The sequence below is a fragment of the Rhizobium nepotum 39/7 genome (genome assembly GCF_000949865.1).
Lineage (GTDB): Bacteria > Pseudomonadota > Alphaproteobacteria > Rhizobiales > Rhizobiaceae > Agrobacterium > Agrobacterium nepotum.
Genome location: NZ_JWJH01000002.1, coordinates 306578 through 324312 on the forward strand (window position 1 = coordinate 306578; position 17735 = coordinate 324312).

Below are 17735 nucleotides of genomic sequence, written 5' to 3' on the forward strand. Positions count from 1 at the left end.
AAACGCGCCAAGGCCCTTCAGGATGCCAACGACAGGGCCGTCTTGTTCGCCATGCGGCGCTCGTGCTCGATCAGCCATTTCTTGCGCCACAACCCGCCGCCATAACCGGTCAGGCTGCCATCCGCCCCCAGCACCCGGTGGCAGGGAACGACGATGGCGATCTGGTTGGCGCCATTGGCGCGGGCAACGGCGCGCACGGCGGACGACCTTTCCATCGACGTCGCAAGCGAAGAATAGCTGACGATCTCACCCGCCGGAATCTCCCGCAATGCGCGCCAGACGTCACGCTCGAACGGCGTGCCGTGGCCCGCAAGCCGGGTTTCGAAGGCTGCCGAATGCCCGGAAAAATAGGCCGCGAGTTCCGTCGCGATCTGGCCGGTCACAGGTGTCCTGCCCAGCACCATGTCCGCGCCGGTGCGAGCCTTCAGCCGCTTCAGTTCGGCCGGAAGTGCCGGCCGGTCGGCGAATTCCAGGAGATGCAGGGCGTGGTCGTCGGCAACCGCCAGCATCGGGCCAATCGGCGTGTCGATCCAGTCGCCCTTCAGGAAACCCTTGCCCTTCATGGCGGTGGGAGACGTGCCGAAAAACTGGTTGATGGCCGAGCGGAAACCGCTGCCGGATTCGTAACCCGCATCGATCTGCGCGCCGATCACAGCTTCACCTGACGCGAGGCTTGTCGCCGCATCCCCCAGCCGCCGCAGTCTCGCGATTTCCAGAAAACTCATGCCGAAACGGCGTTTGAAGGTGCGGCGCACGGTGGAGGGATCATGGCCTATCGCCACCACATCCTCCTCGCGCCAGCGCCGCGCTGGTTCGTTTTCCAGCGCCGTCAAAAGTGCAGTGACGGTCTCGTCGGCGGAACCATAGGACAGCATCGGCTTGCAGCGCTTGCAGGGGCGGAAGCCCGCCTCCAGACATTCGGCGATGGTCTCGCGGAACCGGCAATTTTCGATCTTCGGCTTTCGCGCCGTGCAGGTGAAACGGCAGAAAATCTTCGTCGAGGTCACGCACACATAGGCCACGCCTTCATAGGCGGGGTCCTTGTTCACAAGGGCGGAATACAGGGTCTCGGTGTCGGGTCGTTTGAACAGCATGAGAGGATGCTAACGCAAATTTTGCCGGCGCGCCGCCGAAAAACGGGCGTGGATGTGGGGATGTATGACGGACGCAGACGCACCCTCGCCTACCTCATTCCTGTGCTTGTCACAGGAATGAGGAGAAAGCCGCTCCGCTCAATTCCCCGGCGGCGCAAAGGACGGGTCGTCGAGGCGGGTGAAAATCACGCCGCGGGCTTTCAGCGCCAAAAGGCCCTTCACCACACCCTCGCCCGCCTCATGCGTGGGCTGGTTGATGTGGGAGATGATGACGTCGCCGTCCTTGGCCGAGGCGATGTGTTTCGCCGTCGTGGCGGCGCCAAGCAGCGAACCGCCGTCGCCATTGACGGAATAACCCGCCACCCGCATGCCGAGCCTGTTGATGATGATCATGGACGAGGTGGTGTATTTCGCCGTCGCGCCGCGAAACCATTGCGGCTGAAGACCGGTGGCCGCGACGATCGCCTGCCTGCCGCCCTCGACCTCCTGCTCGACCGCGATTTCAGAGCCGGCGGCGGCGATGCCGTAGATGGAGACGGGCTTGTCCACCGCCGGTACATGGTTTTCGCCATGATTTTCGATCTCGAACAGATCCGGATGCGCCATGAGCACGGCGAGCGCCTCGCTATTATGCTTCAGCCAGCGGGCGGTCACGAAGATCGTTGCCGGGATTTTCTCCTTCACCAGCGTATCGAGGATGCGGTGATCGGTCTTGCCCATGCAGGCGTCCAGCGTCATCGCTACCCGCACCTTGCCGTCATGCCGTGGCGTCATTTTCAGGGTCGGCTCGACAAGACCCGTGCCCGCGAAAGCAGCGGTCGAGAGAGACAGGAAGAGAGCGGCAAAGGGCAGACTGGTGAAAGGCAGGCGACGCAGCATTTTCATTTTCCGGAATGTGAGGACGTGGCAATCCGCCTGCAAAACGCCCGAATTATGGCGCGGCTTCCAGCGAAGACAAGGCGTCCAGCGCTTCTTCCACCCGCTGGCGTTCAGCACTTGTCAGCGGCAGGATCGGCCGGGGCGGCTCGCACACCGTCAATGACAGCATGTTTGCGGCGGCATAGACCACGCGGATGCTGCCGAATTCCTTGAAAAGCGCCCAGAGCGGCTGGAAGGCCGCATCGATCCGGCGCACCTCCTCCGCATCGCCACCTTCAGCGGCCCGCATCAGCCGCAGCGCCGAAACCGGCAGCAGGCCGCCAACGACGCTGTACCAGGTGTCGCCTCCCGCAAGCGTCGCCTCGGCACATCCCCAATCGCCGCTGTAACCGATGGCGAAACCGTCGGTGAGTTTCGGCCGCAGCCGTGCAAGCTCGCCTGCATAATCCGAATCGGCCGGCAGCGGCATCTTGATGGCGCGGATATTGGGGATATAGGCAAGCCGCACCAGAAGCTCGTCGCTGAAGGAAAACCGGGTTGTCGATGGGTTGTTGTAGATGGCGAGCGGCAGGGCCGTTGCGCCAGCGACGGCGGCGAAGTGGTGATAGGCCTCTTCCTGCGTCAGCGGCGTGTAGGAAACGGGTGCGAGAAGCAGCGCATCCGCACCGGCGGCTTCCGCGTCCTTCGCCAGCGCCACGGCCTCGTCGGTGCGCAACGCGCCGACACCGGCCATCAGGGTGCGTTTGCCCTTGAGGACCGCCGCAGCCGCCTCGACTGTCCGGCGTCTTTCTTCGCGCGACAGATACATGTAGATGCCGGTGCTGCCGAGAATGCCGACGGAATCGACCGCCGCCGTATCAAGCCGCTCGATGAGAGCCGAAAAGGCTTGCGTATCCACCCGCCCGGCCTCATCGGCCGGCGTGATCGGAAAAGCCGAAAGTCCCTTGAATCGCGTCGCCATGTCCATGTCCCTCATTTCGATCGGGGAACAGGGTTACAGAGCGCTGGATGGGGCGGCAAGAAAAGCGGGGACTAAAGTCTCATCGGCAGCCGAAAAATCGGCGATCAGTCGTAAAGATACAACTTCTTCCACTGCTCCTCAGGGATCCTGTCGCCGACGCGGTAGTCGAAGGACTGGATGCTGAGGCTGTCGCTTTTGAGCTGGCACTTGTATTTGAGCTTATACCATTCGCCGGCGCTTCTGAAGACCGCACCCGGCGCCTTGATGGAATTATTGCCAACCTCGGGATCGCCGAATGTATAGGCGATGACCTTGTCCGGCCGCATGCCCTTCTGCTCGGTCGCTATCCTCTCCATCGCCTCGATATCGCAGCGCTGCTCCAGGCGCTCCTCGGGAGCGAGCGCGTTCAACTGCCGCATGACGCTGGCATCTATCGCGAAAGCGGGCGTGAAAGCCTGCAAGGCAAGGAAAAAGGCAGAAAGGGCAGCGGGAAGAAGCTTTCGCATGGGATCCTGTCAGTTTTTTCGTTTGTTCTTGTCGATGAGCGGCAGACCGGTGGCCGGCGTGCATCATCGCCGATTTGCCAGATATTGCCAAAATGTGATCGAAAGCTGACGAAATTGTGCCCAAGCCTCATTACGGCTGTGGAGATTTGAAACTTGATCGGCCGGGAGGGGCGCTCTACATCTTGGTGCCGCATCTGGTACCGCCCACGGATTTTTACAGGAAAGCGAGTTTCCCTTGCCGATTTTCAAAAACCTGCCCGCTCAACCGACCGCCGAAAAACGGCCCGTTCAGGACACGCATCACGGCATCACCCGCACCGACGACTACGCATGGTTCCGGGCCGATAACTGGCAGGCCATGTTCAAGGACCCTACCCTTCTCGACCCGGCGATCCGCACCCATCTGGAAGCGGAAAACGCCTATATGGAAGCGGCCATGGGCGACACCAAGGCGCTTCAGGAGAAGCTGTTCGAGGAGATGAAGGGCCGCATCAAGCAGGACGATTCCTCCGTTCCGGTCAATGACGGGCCTTATGCCTATGGCACACTGTATGTCACCGGCGGCGAGCAGCCACATTATTTCCGCACCCCGCGCGACGGCGGCGAAAAACATGTGCTGCTGAACGGCGACAAGGAGGCCGAGGGCAAGGACTATTTCCGTCTCGCCGGTCTCGACCAGTCTTCCGATCACAGTCACGGCATCTGGGGTTATGACGACAAGGGCTCGGAATATTTCACGCTACGCATCCGCAATCTCGAAACCGACGAAGACCTTGCCGACGTCGTGGAAAATACCGGCGGTGGTGGCGCGTGGGCGCCTGATGGCAAGAGCTTCTTCTATACGCTCCAGGATGAGAACCACCGCCCCTCGAAGGTCTTCCACCACATTATCGGCGAGCCGCAATCGGCCGACCGGCTGGTCTATGAGGAAAAGGACCCCGGCTTCTTCATGGGTGTCGGCGCTTCGGTTCTGGACGATTTCATCTTCATCGACATTCACGACCATGAAACCAGCGAATACCGCATTCTTTCCACGAAGGACCTGATGGCCGAGCCTGCCGTCGTGGCGGAGCGCGAAGAGGGCATCGAATATTCGATGTGCGAAGGCGGCGACGTCTTCTACATCCTCACCAATGACGGCGACGCCAAGGATTTCCGCATCATGGAAGCGCCGGTTACTGCGCCGGGCAAGGAAAACTGGAAGGAGATCGTCCCGCACGAGCCGGGCCGCCTCATTCTCTCCGTCGATGCCTATGCCCGCCACTTGATCTGGCTGGAACGCCGCGACGGCCTGCCGCGCATCGTCATCCGCGATCGCAGGAGCGGCGAGGAACATTCCATCGCCTTTGCCGAAGAGGCTTATTCGCTCGGCCTGCACGGCGCTGCGGAATACGACACCGACGTCATCCGGTTCTCCTATTCCTCGATGACGACGCCGAGCCAGCTGTTCGATTACGACATGGTGACACGCGAGCGCACGCTGCTGAAAACCCAGGAAGTGCCCTCCGGCCACAATCCGGACGATTACATCACCCGCCGCATCATGGCGCCCGCCCATGACGGCGAACTGGTGCCGGTCTCGCTGCTCTATCACAAGGGCGTGGCGCTCGACGGTTCCGCCCCCTGCCTGCTTTATGGCTATGGCGCTTACGGCATCTCCATTCCCGCCTCCTTCTCCACCACCACGCTGTCCTTGGCAGACCGTGGCTTCATCTATGCCATCGCCCATATTCGCGGCGGCAAGGACAAGGGTTTCGAGTGGTACGAAACCGGCAAGATGGAGGGCAAGCAGAACACGTTCAAGGACTTCATCGCTGCCGCCGATCATCTGGTTCAGGAAGGCTTTACCTCCTATGACCGCATCATCGCGGAAGGCGGTTCGGCCGGCGGCATGCTGATGGGTGCTGTCGCCAACATGGCGCCGGAGAAGTTCGCCGGCATCATCGCCGCCGTTCCCTTCGTGGATGTGTTGACGACCATGCTTGATGATACGTTGCCGCTGACCCCGCCGGAATGGCCGGAATGGGGCAATCCGCTGGAATCGGAAGAGGAATATCAGTGGATCGCCGCCTACAGCCCCTATGACAATGTCGGCGAGAAAGCCTATCCGCCGATTCTGGCGCTTTCCGGCCTGACCGATCCGCGCGTGACCTATTGGGAACCGACCAAATGGGTGGCAAAGCTGCGCGAAAAGACGACCGGGGAAGCCCCCATCCTGCTCAAGACCAATATGGCTGCGGGCCACGGCGGCAAGTCCGGCCGTTTCCAGCGGCTGGAGGAAATCGCCTTCGAATATGCCTTCGCACTGAAGGTGGCGGGCAAGGACGCCGTGTGACGGACTGACTTAGAGCGGGCGGCGATTCAACCGCCGCCCGGCCTCATGTGGGACGAAAATACCCACAAAAACCTCTTTATGAATATTTTTTTCCACAAAAACTCGACTTGGATTTTTCTATAAACACCACTTCCGTCACAGATGAATTTTTATTTCCAGTTACTGCAACTTAAAATATATCCTGCATAAATTAAAATAACGCCCATGTATTATACGACGTTATAAAATCCTGCGAAAATTGAGCGCATAGCTGCAATGCGCCATTTCACGTTGCAATATCACTTTCTGGCCGTATTATGCCGGTCGTTGACATATTCATGCGCCTTTTCGCCGCCCTTCCTGCGGCAACCCTGCAACACGTCTTGCGGATATTCTTAACGCCGGATTTTTTCGGCATTTTCACGCGCCATGTCAGTTCGCCCTTGGCAATCCGGGCTTTGCAGTGCTCCCGCTTTGCCAGTTGAAAACACTGCATCAGACTTGGAGGTCTCCCATGAAGAAACTCCTGGCCTCGACCATTCTCGTAACGGGCTTTTTCATCGCTGCCGGTGCAGCAAATTCCGCCAATGCCGCCGAAGAGTGCGGCAACGTCACCATCGCCGAAATGAACTGGGCATCCGCAGGTGTCGCGGCTTACGTCGACAAGTTCATCATGGAAAACGGCTATGATTGCACGGTCAACGTCATCAGCGGCGACACCATGCCGACTTTTGCCTCCATGAACGAAAAAGGCCAGCCGGATATGGCGCCCGAATTGTGGGTGAATGCCGTGCGCGAGCCTCTGGATGCGGCCGTCAAGGAAGGCCGCATGATCGAAGCATCGAAAATCCTGACTGAAGGCGGCGTCGAAGGCTGGTGGATTCCGAAATTCATCGCCGACGAACATCCTGATATCAAGACCGTCGAGGATGCGCTGAAACACCCCGAACTCTTCCCCGCCCCGGAAGATGCCAGCAAGGGCGCCGTGCACAATTGCCCGTCCGGCTGGAACTGCCAAGTGACGACCACCAATCTCTACAAGGCGCGCGAAGGCGACAAAAAGGGCTTCACCCTAGTCGATACCGGTTCGGCCGCAGGCCTTGACGGCTCCATCGCCAATGCCTTCGAAAAGAAGCAGGGCTGGCTCGGCTATTACTGGTCGCCCACCGCCATTCTCGGCAAATACGAAATGGTGAAGCTGGATGACGGCGTCGAACTCGACCGTGCCCATTTCGACGACTGCACAGCCAAGGTCGATTGCGCCGACCCCAAGGTCAACGCCTATCCGGTGGCCGATGTCTACACCGTCATCACCAAGGACTTCGAAAGCAAGGCCGGCGTGACGATGGATTACATCAAGGCTCGCAACTGGGACAACAAGACGGTCGCAGAAGTCCTTGCCTGGATGGACGAGAACCAGGGCACCAACGAGGACGGCGCGGAATATTTCCTCGAAAACCACGAGGATATCTGGACGAAGTGGGTTTCGCCCGAGGTGGCGGAGAAGATCAAGGCTTCGATGTGATCGCCTGACAGAAGGGGGAAGCTTCGGTTTCTATCCGTGGCTTTACCCCCCTCTGCCCTGCCGGGCATCTCCCCCTCAAGGAGGGAGATCGGCAGGGCGCACCCTTTCCTCCAAATCGCAACTTTTGTGATGGGCGAGACCTCGCCGCAGGTCGATCTCCCCCCTTGAGGGGGAGATGTCCGGCAGGACAGAGGGGGGGTGCTCCGCGCTCCGACCTCCACGCCCATCCTGCCTCCTATAACCAAAGGGAAAACAACAATAATGGCCCTCTGTAACTATCTGCCGGATATGCTGTGCAAGTTTCCGGCCATCGACAACGGCACGATGCGCGTGGCACGCAAGACCATCGATGACGGTTTTCGCGACATTGTGCGCAATTACGGCGATGCGATCGATGTGATCGTGCATCCGCTGCAACTCTTCCTCAATTCCTCGGAGCGGCTGTTCATCCAGACCCCGTGGATCGTGACCATGCTGGTCATTCTGGCGATCGTGCATCTGGCCGGGCGCAGCTTCAAGATCACCGGTGGCACCGCCATCTCCCTGCTCATGATCGGCGCCGTCGGCCTGTGGCGTGACGCCATGACGACGCTCTCCATCGTCGCCATCGCCACGCTGATCGCCATCGTCATCGGCCTCCCGCTCGGCATTTTGATGGGGCGCTCCGAACGCTTGCAGCGCATCATCAATCCCGTGCTCGACGTGATGCAGACCCTGCCGAGTTTCGTTTATCTCATCCCCGTGGTGGTGATTTTCGGCATCGGCAAGGTGCCGGGCCTGATTGCGGTGGTGATCTACGCCATTCCGCCGGTCATCCGCCTCACCAGCCTCGGCATCCGCCTCGTGGACCGGGAAGTGCTGGAAGCGGCAGACGCCTTCGGCTCCTCCAACGGCCAGAAGCTGTTCAATGTGCAGCTGCCACTTGCGCTGCCCACCATCATGACCGGCATCAACCAGACCATCATGATGGCGCTCGCCATGGTCGTCGTCGCTTCCATGGTCGGTGTCGGCGGGCTGGGCAAGAATGTGCTGCAAGCCATCAACAACCAGTTTTTCACGGTGGGCTTCCTGAACGGTTTCGCTCTGGTCGCCATCGCCATCATGTTCGACCGGGCGAGCCAGGCTTTCGGCAAACGTCTGCAGAAATACCGCGAGGTTTCCCATGGCTAAAAGCATCGAAATCAAGAATCTTTACAAGATCTTCGGCAAGCATCCCGAGAAATACCTCGAAGCGGTGCGGGCCGGGATGGACAAGGTCGAGCTGAACGACAAACACAACCATGTGCTCGGTCTCAACGATATCAACATCACCATGCCGGGCGGCAAGATCACCGTCGTCATGGGGCTTTCCGGCTCCGGCAAGTCGACGCTGATCCGCCACATCAACCGGCTGATCGATCCGACAGCGGGTGAGGTTCTCTACGACGGCGAGGATATCTGCGGTATGAGCGCCTCGGCACTGCGGCAGTTCCGTCGCCACAAAACGGCGATGGTGTTCCAGAAATTCGGCCTCCTGCCGCATCGCACTGTGCTGGAAAACAGCGTCTACGGCCTCGATATTCAGGGCATGCCGCGCAAGGACAGCGAGGAGAAAGGCCGTTACTGGCTGAATCGCGTCGGTCTGGACGGGTATGAGGATTATTATCCGAACCAGCTTTCCGGCGGCATGCAGCAGCGTGTCGGCCTTGCCCGCGCGCTTGCCAATGATGCCGACATTCTCCTGATGGACGAGGCCTATTCGGCGCTCGATCCGCTGATCCGCGTCGATATGCAGACGATGCTGCTCGATCTTCAGCAGGAGCTGCAAAAGACCGTGGTGTTCATCACCCACGATCTCGACGAGGCTTTGCGGCTCGGCGACCACATCGCCATCCTCAAAGACGGCAAAGTGGTGCAACAGGGCGACGGCCAGAGCATCATCCTGTCCCCTGCGGATGGTTACGTCACCGACTTCGTGCGCGACGTCAATCGCAGCCGCGTGCTTCAGGCGACCACAGTGATGGAACCGCCGACGGCGAAACCCTGGGGCATGTCCGTGCCGGAAAATGCAACGCTGGAAACCATCGCTCGCGATATGTCGGAGGCGAACGAGACCAACGCCCATGTGGTGGATGAAGACGGCAAGCCGGTCGGCGCCATCGGCCTCGACACGCTGGTGGCGGCCATGGTCACGCCCGCAGCGCAGCAACCCGAGGCCGAGATCGAGGGGATGTCAATCCGGGAACCGATTGCATTGGCCGAGAAGGAAACGGCGTGACCCGTGCATTCCGGGCGTCGACACGCCTTGCCCCCCACTCGACGTCATCCTCGCCCTTGAGGCGAGGATCCATGGCCGGGAGCTTATTGTCGTAAAATGGATTCTCGCCTCAAGGGCGAGGATGACGTCGAGTGTGGGGCGCAAGACCTGTCCACGCCAGGGTCCCCCTCCCTCGTCTCCGTCGCACAAATCTCCCCCGCATATCTGCGCCCCATCTAAAAACGAAGCACCCCTTTGCCGCCTGTCAAGCCGGGAACGTCGTTGCAATGCAGCAAGCGCAAGTTTCAGGCAAGCCGCCATCGTTAACCATTTGTTAACTTTTGAACGCGGAATCACCAGCATGCAGATCGAAAGCAATATTGGCGGATACAATTATCAGGCTCGTGTCCGCGACATCGAAAAACCCGGCAGCGCGCAAAACGCGCCCGAGGAACAGGCTGTAAAACGCGGCCCCGGCAACCCGACCGTTTCCAGCACCATTCTTTCCCATTCGCTGGCAAATGTGCTGTGGGCCGTGGGCAATGGCAGCGCGCCGGCTGCGGCATCTGCCGAAGTCGAGGTGGAAGCCAAAGCGGAATGGGTGCGCAGCGCCTATTCTGAATATACCGAATAGGCTTTTTAATACGAAGCCTCTACCGCACTCTCCGTCATCCTCGGGCTTGACCGAGGATGACGGAGGGGGATTCAAGCGCCTTCATCACTCAACTGAAATAGACGATTCCCATCAGACCCCTGCCGGGCTGACCTCCACCGTTACATGCGAGAGTTCATGGATGGCGGCAAGCTTCTGCTTGTAGAAGGCGGGCGCCTTGGGCGCCTGCGAATGGATGGCGACAATGGCGGCGTGATGCCCCGGGCCGACCTGCCAGACGTGCAGATCGGTGATGCGATCCTCGTCCGTTTCCACGCTTTGGCGGATTTCCTGCGGCAAGTCCTCGGCCTGCGGCATCGCATCGAGCAGCGTCGTCGCGGTGGAGCGGATCAGCCCCCATGACCAGCGGGCAATGACCAGACCGCCGACGATGCCCATCGCCGGATCGAGGAAGGACCAGCCGTTCCATTTGCCGAGCAACAGCGCGACGATGGCGAGAACCGAAGTCAGCGCATCGGCCAGCACATGCAGATAGGCCGCACGCAGATTATTGTCCCTGCCGCCCTTTGCACCATTGTCATCGTGATGCGCGTGGGAGCCATGATCGTGATGGGCATGCGAGCCATGGGCATGGTGCCCGTGTCCATGGTCATGCCCATGATCGTCCTTCAGCAGCACGGCGCTGACGAGATTGACGACAAGTCCGATAATGGCGACGAAGATCGCCTGATTGAAGTCGATGTCGACCGGATTGAAGAGGCGCATGGCGCTTTCGACGGCGATGAGCAGCGCCACCACCGCCAGCACGATGGCGCTGGCAAACCCCGCCAGATCGCCGAACTTGCCGGTGCCGAAGGTGAAGCGCGGATTGCGCGCCTCGCGCCGGGCATAAAGATAGGCCAGCGCCGAGATAAGCATCGCGCCCGCATGGGTGGACATGTGCCAGCCATCGGCTGTCAGCGCCATGGAGCCGAACCAGTGGCCGGCGACGATTTCGGCCACCATCATGACGGCGGTCAGCGCAATCACCATCCACACGCGCTTTTCGTTGCGCTCATGGTTCCGGCCGAGGAAAACATGGTCGTGGCCGGCCGCAGTGGGAAATTCGGATGTCGTCGTCATGTCGCTAATCCTGTTCGATTTTTAGAGCATTTTGTTTTGCGCATGTCTTTTTCCCAAAACCGCGGGGACTTTTGGGAGACATGCTAGCGGATGTAGGTCTTCAGCACCTGGGCCAGCTCTTCCGCCGCCCGCGCCCGCTCCTCTTCGTTTTCGGCATGCACGACGTGCTCATGCAGATGCTCCTGCATCACCTCGCCCGTCAGGCCGGAAAGCGCGCCGCGCACCGAGGCCAGCAATTGCAGCACCTCGCCGCACGGTTTGGAATCGCCCAATGCGCGCTCCACCGCCTCCATCTGCCCTTTCAGGCGGCGGATGCGGGCGAGAAGCTTCTCCTTGTTGCGGATCGTATGGGACATCAGTACCTCATATACTATAGGGGGGTATACTATATTGCGACGATTTTTCGTTCAAGCCCTCAGCGACGCAATCTTCGCGAATGTTTCGGCCCCTAGAAATAGCCCATCAGAATTTAGGGGGAATCAGTCATGACGACTGTCACAGCAAGCATCAGCAGCTATTACGCAACTCCGGTCCGGGCCCTTGAGCCGACTAAAAACAGGGAAACCCATTCCGCCACCGAGGCCCTGCTGGAACTGACCCGCGCGGCCCATCGCGCCATTTCAAGTGCCGAGGGCGTTGCCACGGCAGTCGCACCGGCCGCCGCCAGCGCTTCCGCCGGCCTTGCCGCCGCATTGTGGAACCTCGACAGCGGCGCGCCCGCCAAAGCCGATCCCGCTCTAGAGATGACCGCCTCCGCGCAGCCTGAAGCCGCATCCGGTATCGAGACGGAAGTTCTGAAAGCCCTGGCCCAGGCGCTCGGCGTGGACGAGACCGCCTGACACCCATTGAAAGGCAGGCTGAAAAGCTATATCTCTAGAGACTAGAGCATCGGACCGGTTTTCTCTCCGCCGCTCTGGAGATAGGGAGAAAGCCATGCTGTCCATCGGCGAACTGTCCAAGCGTACCGGCGTCAAGGTGCCGACGATCCGCTATTACGAGCAGATGGGTCTCATCCGCGAGGCGGACCGCTCGGACGGCAACCAGCGCCGCTACGAAAAATCCGACCTCGAAAGGCTGGCCTTCATCCGCCATGCGCGTGATCTCGGCCTGAACATCGACGCGATCCGCGAACTGATCGCGCTCAGCCAGCATCGGCAGATGCCCTGCGAGGGTGCGGACCGCATCGCTGCCGAACATCTGGCCGATGTGCGCGAAAAAATCGCCAAACTGAAGAATCTGGAATACGAACTGGAGCGCATCGTCGCCCATTGCGACGGCCACTCGATCGAGGATTGTTACGTCATCCGCGCGCTTTCCAACCACGGCATGTGCGAGGGCGAACATTGAGGCTGAAGAGCAGGCTTGACAGATTTTAGATTCGGGCGCATTGCATTGGCATGATCAACGAACGCGCACCCATCTCCTGCTCGTACTTTTGGGCCTACCTGTAAGGGGCGGCTCGACAGATCATTTTGTCAACAAGCCGCCGTCAGGCGGCTTTGTTGTTTTTCAAGCGTCCTGACGGCACCGATAAAACCGAAGGACCAGAAAAATGACCGAAGATAGCTCCCTTACACTGGAAAGACCGCCCGTCGTCATCATACGCGGCGCGCGCAAGGCGGATTTGCCTGAGCTGAACGAGATGATCACGCTGCTTGCCACCTACCACGGCGATGCGGCGGCGATTACGCCGGCGAAGCTGGAGCGCGACCTGTTCGGCCCGCTTCCCTGGGTGCATGGTCTCGTGGCGGAAGCAGACGGCGAACTGATCGGCTACGCGCTGATGCTGCCGCTCTACAGGGCGCAGGAAGGCCGTCGTGGGCTTGAGTTGCACCACCTTTTCGTGCGTGACGGCCATCGCGGCCATGGCACCGGCCAGCACCTCGTTTCCCGCGCCCGCGATATCGCCAAGCGTCTCGGCTGCGACTATCTTTCCGTCAGCGCCACGACCGGCAATGTAGCCGCGCATCGTTTCTACGAGAACATGGATTTCGCGCCCCGGCCGGTCACCGGCATGCGCTACATGCAGTCGATCGCTTGATTGAAGCCAACGGAGACGGACATGACACGGATCGCCATATGCTCGTCACCGGCATGCGCTACATGCAAGCCCATCGCCTGATCGAAACCAACGGAGACGGACATGACACGGATCGCCATTGCGCTCGCGCAGGATTTTGCGGACTGGGAACCGGCGCTGCTTGCTGCGGCGGCGCGCGGCTATCTTGGCGTCGAGATCGTTTATGCTACCCCGGACGGGCGGCCCGTGATTTCGATGGGCGGGCTCAACGTTACGCCCGACACATCCTATGATGCGCTCGACCCTGATAACATCGATGCGCTCGTCATTCCCGGCGGTCTGAGCTGGGAAAAGGGAACGGCTGCCGATCTTGGCGAGCTGGTGCATCGGTTTCGCGACAGGGATCGGCTGGTTGCAGGCATCTGCGCGGCAGCAAGCGCGCTTGCGGGCACGGGCGTCCTCAACGATGTGGCGCATACCGGCAACTCGCCCGCGTCACACAAGGCCTATCCCGCCTATCGCGGCGATGGGCTTTATCGCGATCAGCCGAAGGCGGTCAGCGATGGCGGCATCGTCACGGCAGCCGGCAGTGCGCCGGTCAGTTTCGCTGTGGAAATTCTGAAAAACCTCGGCCTCTTTGGTCCGGAAGCCGAGGCGGAACTTGGAACTTTTGCAGCGGAACACCGGTGAGGAGCAATGGGCTGGATGGTTTGCGGACCTTCCCTCCGTCATGCCGGCCTTGAGCCGGTATCCAGCCAGTCCAAGTCTTTGGGCTGAGAAGACTCTTTTCGCCGCGCAGACGCGCTTCGGCTGGATACCGGCCCAAGGCCGGCATGACGGAAGAAAGTTCACCAGGTATTACCCTCTATCAAGCACACGGCACACGCGGGGCGCAGGCTCCGCACCCTCGCCCGCAATCGCCCGGCGGATATCGCGGCTGTTCAAATGCAGGTTGCGACCGGCGGGCAGGCCCGCGCGTTTTATCTTGGCAAGCGCTGCGGCCGTAAAAGCGGCCTCATGATCGTGGAAAAAAGCAAGCGCCGTTTCCCGTTCGGGGCTGGCGCCGAGGACTGCCTTGAAGGCAAGGCGGTGCACGGCGCAGAAAGCGCCGTGACCAGGAACGGCAAAACGCAGCGCATCGAGTTCGTCACTCCATTCCGCTGCGTCCTGCATAGGCTTATGCCGACTGGAAGCGCTTCAGGAAAAACGCGCTCAATGTTCCGAGCAAGGCCCAGAAAACAAAGCTGGTCACGGTGGCGGCGACGATGAACTGGCGCTCCAGCGGCAGCGGTGCCAGCGCATGTTCGCCTTCCGGCGGCAGCGGCGCACCCGCCACATGTGGAGCAACGATCAGCACCAGTGCGAGCACGATTGCCCAGGGTTCGCGCCGGAACGCGATCAGCGCAATGCCGCCCGCAGTTGCGGCAACCGTCGAGAGCCACCAGATCTGCCGCGCCTCAAGCGCTGCGGCCGGGCTGCCCGGCAATTCCGGCGGCAGGCCGATCATCGGTGCGAGCATGACGGCGGCAAAACCGGCGACACCCCACAAAAGACCTTCGCGCCAGCCGGCATTGGTGCCGCGCAGCGAGATGAGGCCCGTCAGCACCAGCGCATAACCGATGGCGGTCAGGATATTGGCGGCCAAGGTATAGGCGGTGCGCTCGAAGCCATCGGCTGGAGCCCAGGCTTCCTCATTATGTTCGTGCGCGGGAACCGCAGCGCCGGTCGTGACCGGAGCATCATGGCTGTGGGGCGCTTCGCCGCCGGCATTTTCATAGGTTTCCGCCTTCAGGATCAGCGGCGTGGTGCCGAAAGCCTGCATGGCGGAGACGGCGAAACCGCCAACGATTCCGACGAGAATGGCGGTGAAAACGATATTACGAAAAAACGACATGCTTCACCCCTCAATGGCAAGGGAACGCATTGGCATGACGTGTGTCATGCGTGGCATTGTGAACGGCTTCCACATGCGAAAAGCCGACAAAACCGACGACGAACAGGCCAAGCACGATCGCCGTCAGCGATTGCGCGAAGCTGCCCGTTTTTGCTGAAACGGCGGCATTCGCCGTATTCTGGTTGATGGACATGGTGACCCCTCCTGCGGCGCGACCCCGCGCCTTTAGATGCGGCGGAACGGCGAAAAAAGCCGCGCAGCCGCATGCGATACACTTCACCACGGGGATAACGAGACTGACACAGGGAGGCAGCTTGTGCCTGGCCACCCTGAAATTCCGCTCTTCCGGACACCCCGCCGGCATGGACATTTCCGTGATGGCAGGTCTCCTGGCTTACGGGTCAAAACCTGAAACACCTTCCCGGCATCACCCTCGCCCGGATTCGGCGAGATGGCTTACCAGTGGCATTTCGTTTCAGGCTCTCCGCTCACAGTTGCGGGGGCAGCCACGAATGAGGATGTCTCCCTATCGTGTTCCCTTTTCACCTTCCGGAACGCCCGGAAGGAACCATCACGGGATTGTTATCCGACGGGTGGGTGCGGGAGTCAATGGCGGGCTCTCGTTCGAACTGCGCGCCGTCGCTTCCACCTCCGTCACCCCGGACTAGATCCGGGGTCCAGCGCGATCAAGTCCTTGATCGCGAAAGACTCTTCTCACGGCGCAGACGCGCCGTGGCTGGATGCCGGATCAAGTCCGGCATGACGGGTCGTCGTGTCTTCGACCCCAAATCTACCGCGCCGGGATGGCCTTCAGATAGGCAGCAATCGCATCGCGGTCATCTGCGGTCAGATGCGCCATGTTCTGCTGCACCTTGACCATGGAGCCGCCGACGCTGTCGAATTCCGGGGTGAAGCCGGTTTCCAGATAGCTGGCAATATCGGCCGCCGCCCATGCTCCGATGCTTTCGGAGCTGGGCGTGATATCGGGAATGCGGCCTTCGCCTTCCGGGTTGGGGCCGCCGGCCAGCCATTTTCCTTCCAGAAAACCGCCGAGCGCGTTGCGCGGCGTGTGACATTCGCCGCAGTGGCCCGGTCCTTCCACCAGATATTGGCCGCGCAGCAATTCGGCATTGGCATTCGCAAGCTCGACGCGGGGCGGCGCGGACGTATCGAAATAGAGGAATTTCCAGCCGCCCAGCGCTATCCGCATATTGAATGGGAACGGCAGATCATGATCCGGCGCGTCGTTCGGGCTGGCGGGCAGAACCCGCAGATAACCGTAGAGGTCGTTGATATCCTTTTGCGTCATGCGGGCATAGGAGGCATAGGGAAAGGAGGGATAAAGATGTTCGCCGTTCCTGCCGACACCGCGCGTCATGGCATCGCCGAATTCCGCCAGCGTCCAGCTGCCGATGCCATGCTGCGGATCGGAGGAAATATTGGGTACATGGAAGGTGCCGAAGGGGCTTTTCAGCGCCTGCCCGCCCGAAAGCGTCAAAAGCGCATCGCCCTTGGCATCGGGCGCCGCATGGCAGCTTGCGCAGCCGCCCGCCCAGAACAATGTTTCGCCATTGGCCAGATCCGGCTCGCCAAGGCTGACCCAATGGCTGGGCGCCAGCCGCTGAGGGGCAGTGACCCACGCGAAAATTCCGTAACCCGCAATGGCCGCAACCGCGATCCCGCCCGCAAGCTTCGTCCAGATGGAAGACATGACCCCTCTCCCCTTTTGCCCGATCGAGCATGTTTGGCCGCCCGAAGGCGGTCGAGATTATCGATAGCCCTCCCGCTTGCTGAACGTCTTCCTTGGGCCTGACCCGAGGATCCACAATTCGACGGCTTATGGATCCTCGCCTCAGGGGCGAGGATGACGCGGGAGCGGTTCACGGCCTACCCGCGACCGGGAAAAGACCGCTCGAAAGCGGTCTTCCGACACATTATTTCTTCAGACGATAGGTCTGGTGGCAGGCGCCGCAATCGGCTCCCAGCGTCTTCATGGCGGTGGCGACACCGGCCTGATCGGCAGGGAGACCGGCGAGAACCGTATCCGCATCCGTACCGAGCTTGGCGGCCTTGGCCTTGAAGTCCTCGAAGTTTTCCCAGATGGCGGGTGCCGCAGCACTACCGGTCTCGCTGCCGGGCGGGAACTGGTCGGGGAAAGCCTTGGCGTTGGTGCTGATGGTCGTGACGGCAGCCTTGACGACATCGGCGTCGTAAGGCTTTTCTCCCTTGGAGATGGCGGCGAGCGCACCCATGGAGCCACCGATCTGCTTCATCATGCCTTCACGCTTTTCGACTTCGCCGGCAGCGTAAACCGCTCCGGCGCAAAGACAGCCGAAAAGCATGGCCGCCGCGATGGTTTTCAGTTTCATACACTCTCTCCTTGATTCCGGCAGGCGCACCGGACGCTAGATGCAACGGCGCGAGGATGCCCTTTCCGCATGGCGAAAAGAAGTCACATTGCGGTGAATTCCTTCGTGAAAACAGAAGTCTAGGGCATCGGACCGAAAAGTGTGCGCGGTTTTCGGATCGTCCGATGCTGAAACAGAAACCTGGAGCGGCGGGACCTGATCC

The 17735-nt window shown here is 60.6% G+C and carries 21 protein-coding genes and 1 riboswitch; of the genes, 9 read left to right on the forward strand and 12 right to left on the reverse strand.

From position 1 onward, the window contains the following. Positions 1-17 precede the first annotated feature (17 nt). The 4 genes from RS75_RS03115 to RS75_RS03130 form a co-directional block, all read right to left on the reverse strand. The gene (locus RS75_RS03115; RefSeq protein ID WP_045017230.1) at positions 18-1094 is read right to left on the reverse strand and encodes a bifunctional transcriptional activator/DNA repair enzyme AdaA; all 1077 of its coding nucleotides are present in this window, start codon (positions 1092-1094) and stop codon (positions 18-20) included. Between the two features lie 138 nt (positions 1095-1232). Next, positions 1233-1973 carry a polysaccharide deacetylase family protein gene (locus RS75_RS03120; RefSeq protein ID WP_045017233.1) on the reverse strand — a complete coding sequence of 247 codons (741 nt, stop codon included), beginning with the start codon at positions 1971-1973 and terminating at the stop codon, positions 1233-1235. A gap of 52 nt (positions 1974-2025) precedes the next feature. Next, positions 2026-2934: a dihydrodipicolinate synthase family protein gene (locus tag RS75_RS03125; RefSeq protein ID WP_045017346.1), complete on the reverse strand. Its 909-nt coding sequence runs from the start codon at positions 2932-2934 to the stop codon at positions 2026-2028. 104 nt (positions 2935-3038) lie between these two features. Next, positions 3039-3440, reverse strand: a complete 402-nt coding sequence (locus RS75_RS03130; RefSeq protein WP_045017236.1) for a DUF930 domain-containing protein — start codon at positions 3438-3440, stop codon at positions 3039-3041. 235 nt (positions 3441-3675) lie between these two features. Between RS75_RS03130 and RS75_RS03135 the strand changes: the two genes are divergently transcribed. The 5 genes from RS75_RS03135 (at position 3676) to RS75_RS03155 (ending at position 10149) form a co-directional block, all read left to right on the forward strand. Next, positions 3676-5775 carry a S9 family peptidase gene (locus RS75_RS03135; RefSeq protein ID WP_045017239.1) on the forward strand — a complete coding sequence of 700 codons (2100 nt, stop codon included), beginning with the start codon at positions 3676-3678 and terminating at the stop codon, positions 5773-5775. A 493-nt stretch (positions 5776-6268) separates the two neighbouring features. Continuing rightward, positions 6269-7279 (forward strand): ABC transporter substrate-binding protein, encoded by a 1011-nt coding sequence (locus tag RS75_RS03140; protein WP_045017242.1) that lies wholly within the window; start codon positions 6269-6271, stop codon positions 7277-7279. 261 nt (positions 7280-7540) lie between these two features. Then, a complete protein-coding gene (locus RS75_RS03145; RefSeq protein ID WP_003511991.1) occupies positions 7541-8449 on the forward strand; it encodes an ABC transporter permease in 909 nt (302 codons plus the stop codon). After that, positions 8442-9536 (forward strand): quaternary amine ABC transporter ATP-binding protein, encoded by a 1095-nt coding sequence (locus RS75_RS03150; protein ID WP_045017244.1) that lies wholly within the window; start codon positions 8442-8444, stop codon positions 9534-9536. Before RS75_RS03145 ends, RS75_RS03150 begins: the two co-directional genes overlap by 8 nt. A gap of 340 nt (positions 9537-9876) precedes the next feature. Further along, positions 9877-10149, forward strand: coding sequence for a hypothetical protein (locus RS75_RS03155; protein WP_045017247.1), 273 nt, complete (start codon positions 9877-9879; stop codon positions 10147-10149). A 111-nt stretch (positions 10150-10260) separates the two neighbouring features. Here RS75_RS03155 and dmeF read toward each other — a convergent pair whose 3' ends face one another. Then, entirely contained in the window at positions 10261-11250 is a 990-nt protein-coding gene (gene dmeF, locus RS75_RS03160) for a CDF family Co(II)/Ni(II) efflux transporter DmeF (RefSeq protein WP_045017250.1), read from the reverse strand. Between the two features lie 83 nt (positions 11251-11333). Next, complete coding sequence (gene dmeR, locus RS75_RS03165) at positions 11334-11606, reverse strand: Ni(II)/Co(II)-sensing transcriptional repressor DmeR (protein ID WP_045017253.1); 273 nt, start codon at positions 11604-11606, stop codon at positions 11334-11336. 129 nt (positions 11607-11735) lie between these two features. On the opposite strand from dmeR, the gene RS75_RS03170 reads away from it, so the two are divergent. The 3 genes from RS75_RS03170 (at position 11736) to RS75_RS03180 (ending at position 13291) form a co-directional block, all read left to right on the forward strand. Then, positions 11736-12089, forward strand: coding sequence for a hypothetical protein (locus RS75_RS03170; RefSeq protein ID WP_045017256.1), 354 nt, complete (start codon positions 11736-11738; stop codon positions 12087-12089). A 94-nt stretch (positions 12090-12183) separates the two neighbouring features. Next, positions 12184-12597, forward strand: coding sequence for a MerR family transcriptional regulator (locus RS75_RS03175; RefSeq protein WP_045017259.1), 414 nt, complete (start codon positions 12184-12186; stop codon positions 12595-12597). A gap of 205 nt (positions 12598-12802) precedes the next feature. Continuing rightward, positions 12803-13291 (forward strand): GNAT family N-acetyltransferase, encoded by a 489-nt coding sequence (locus tag RS75_RS03180; protein WP_045017262.1) that lies wholly within the window; start codon positions 12803-12805, stop codon positions 13289-13291. Here the strand turns inward: RS75_RS03180 and RS75_RS27290 are convergent. Next, entirely contained in the window at positions 13270-13395 is a 126-nt protein-coding gene (locus RS75_RS27290) for a hypothetical protein (protein WP_267884601.1), read from the reverse strand. The genes RS75_RS03180 and RS75_RS27290 overlap by 22 nt on opposite strands. On the opposite strand from RS75_RS27290, the gene RS75_RS03185 reads away from it, so the two are divergent. Beyond that, the gene (locus tag RS75_RS03185) at positions 13394-13960 is read left to right on the forward strand and encodes a type 1 glutamine amidotransferase family protein (protein WP_045017264.1); all 567 of its coding nucleotides are present in this window, start codon (positions 13394-13396) and stop codon (positions 13958-13960) included. The genes RS75_RS27290 and RS75_RS03185 overlap by 2 nt on opposite strands. Positions 13961-14128: 168 nt before the next feature. Here RS75_RS03185 and RS75_RS03190 read toward each other — a convergent pair whose 3' ends face one another. From RS75_RS03190 to RS75_RS03210, 5 genes are all read right to left on the reverse strand, one after another. Next, the gene (locus RS75_RS03190; protein ID WP_045017266.1) at positions 14129-14443 is read right to left on the reverse strand and encodes a hypothetical protein; all 315 of its coding nucleotides are present in this window, start codon (positions 14441-14443) and stop codon (positions 14129-14131) included. A gap of 4 nt (positions 14444-14447) precedes the next feature. Then, complete coding sequence (locus tag RS75_RS03195) at positions 14448-15164, reverse strand: CbtA family protein (RefSeq protein ID WP_045017268.1); 717 nt, start codon at positions 15162-15164, stop codon at positions 14448-14450. 10 nt (positions 15165-15174) lie between these two features. Then, positions 15175-15357 (reverse strand): CbtB domain-containing protein, encoded by a 183-nt coding sequence (locus RS75_RS03200; RefSeq protein WP_045017271.1) that lies wholly within the window; start codon positions 15355-15357, stop codon positions 15175-15177. A gap of 169 nt (positions 15358-15526) precedes the next feature. Then, positions 15527-15752, reverse strand: a riboswitch (cobalamin riboswitch). A 202-nt stretch (positions 15753-15954) separates the two neighbouring features. Further along, positions 15955-16875: a cytochrome c gene (locus tag RS75_RS03205; protein ID WP_045017274.1), complete on the reverse strand. Its 921-nt coding sequence runs from the start codon at positions 16873-16875 to the stop codon at positions 15955-15957. A 223-nt stretch (positions 16876-17098) separates the two neighbouring features. Further along, positions 17099-17533, reverse strand: coding sequence for a c-type cytochrome (locus RS75_RS03210; protein WP_045017277.1), 435 nt, complete (start codon positions 17531-17533; stop codon positions 17099-17101). Positions 17534-17735: the final 202 nt, after the last annotated feature.

Excerpts from the sequence above, each read along its gene's own strand:
- RS75_RS03115 (WP_045017230.1), bottom strand. The coding sequence starts at position 1,094 with ATGCTGTTCAAACGACCCGACACCGAGACCCTGTATTCCGCCCTTGTG.
- RS75_RS03120 (WP_045017233.1), bottom strand. The coding sequence starts at position 1,973 with ATGCTGCGTCGCCTGCCTTTCACCAGTCTGCCCTTTGCCGCTCTCTTC.
- RS75_RS03125 (WP_045017346.1), bottom strand. The coding sequence starts at position 2,934 with ATGGCGACGCGATTCAAGGGACTTTCGGCTTTTCCGATCACGCCGGCC.
- RS75_RS03130 (WP_045017236.1), bottom strand. The coding sequence starts at position 3,440 with ATGCGAAAGCTTCTTCCCGCTGCCCTTTCTGCCTTTTTCCTTGCCTTG.
- RS75_RS03140 (WP_045017242.1), top strand. The coding sequence starts at position 6,269 with ATGAAGAAACTCCTGGCCTCGACCATTCTCGTAACGGGCTTTTTCATC.
- RS75_RS03145 (WP_003511991.1), top strand. The coding sequence starts at position 7,541 with ATGGCCCTCTGTAACTATCTGCCGGATATGCTGTGCAAGTTTCCGGCC.
- RS75_RS03150 (WP_045017244.1), top strand. The coding sequence starts at position 8,442 with ATGGCTAAAAGCATCGAAATCAAGAATCTTTACAAGATCTTCGGCAAG.
- RS75_RS03155 (WP_045017247.1), top strand. The coding sequence starts at position 9,877 with ATGCAGATCGAAAGCAATATTGGCGGATACAATTATCAGGCTCGTGTC.
- dmeF (WP_045017250.1), bottom strand. The coding sequence starts at position 11,250 with ATGACGACGACATCCGAATTTCCCACTGCGGCCGGCCACGACCATGTT.
- dmeR (WP_045017253.1), bottom strand. The coding sequence starts at position 11,606 with ATGTCCCATACGATCCGCAACAAGGAGAAGCTTCTCGCCCGCATCCGC.
- RS75_RS03170 (WP_045017256.1), top strand. The coding sequence starts at position 11,736 with ATGACGACTGTCACAGCAAGCATCAGCAGCTATTACGCAACTCCGGTC.
- RS75_RS03175 (WP_045017259.1), top strand. The coding sequence starts at position 12,184 with ATGCTGTCCATCGGCGAACTGTCCAAGCGTACCGGCGTCAAGGTGCCG.
- RS75_RS03180 (WP_045017262.1), top strand. The coding sequence starts at position 12,803 with ATGACCGAAGATAGCTCCCTTACACTGGAAAGACCGCCCGTCGTCATC.
- RS75_RS03185 (WP_045017264.1), top strand. The coding sequence starts at position 13,394 with ATGACACGGATCGCCATTGCGCTCGCGCAGGATTTTGCGGACTGGGAA.
- RS75_RS27290 (WP_267884601.1), bottom strand. The coding sequence starts at position 13,395 with ATGTCCGTCTCCGTTGGTTTCGATCAGGCGATGGGCTTGCATGTAGCG.
- RS75_RS03190 (WP_045017266.1), bottom strand. The coding sequence starts at position 14,443 with ATGCAGGACGCAGCGGAATGGAGTGACGAACTCGATGCGCTGCGTTTT.
- RS75_RS03195 (WP_045017268.1), bottom strand. The coding sequence starts at position 15,164 with ATGTCGTTTTTTCGTAATATCGTTTTCACCGCCATTCTCGTCGGAATC.
- RS75_RS03200 (WP_045017271.1), bottom strand. The coding sequence starts at position 15,357 with ATGTCCATCAACCAGAATACGGCGAATGCCGCCGTTTCAGCAAAAACG.
- RS75_RS03205 (WP_045017274.1), bottom strand. The coding sequence starts at position 16,875 with ATGTCTTCCATCTGGACGAAGCTTGCGGGCGGGATCGCGGTTGCGGCC.
- RS75_RS03210 (WP_045017277.1), bottom strand. The coding sequence starts at position 17,533 with ATGAAACTGAAAACCATCGCGGCGGCCATGCTTTTCGGCTGTCTTTGC.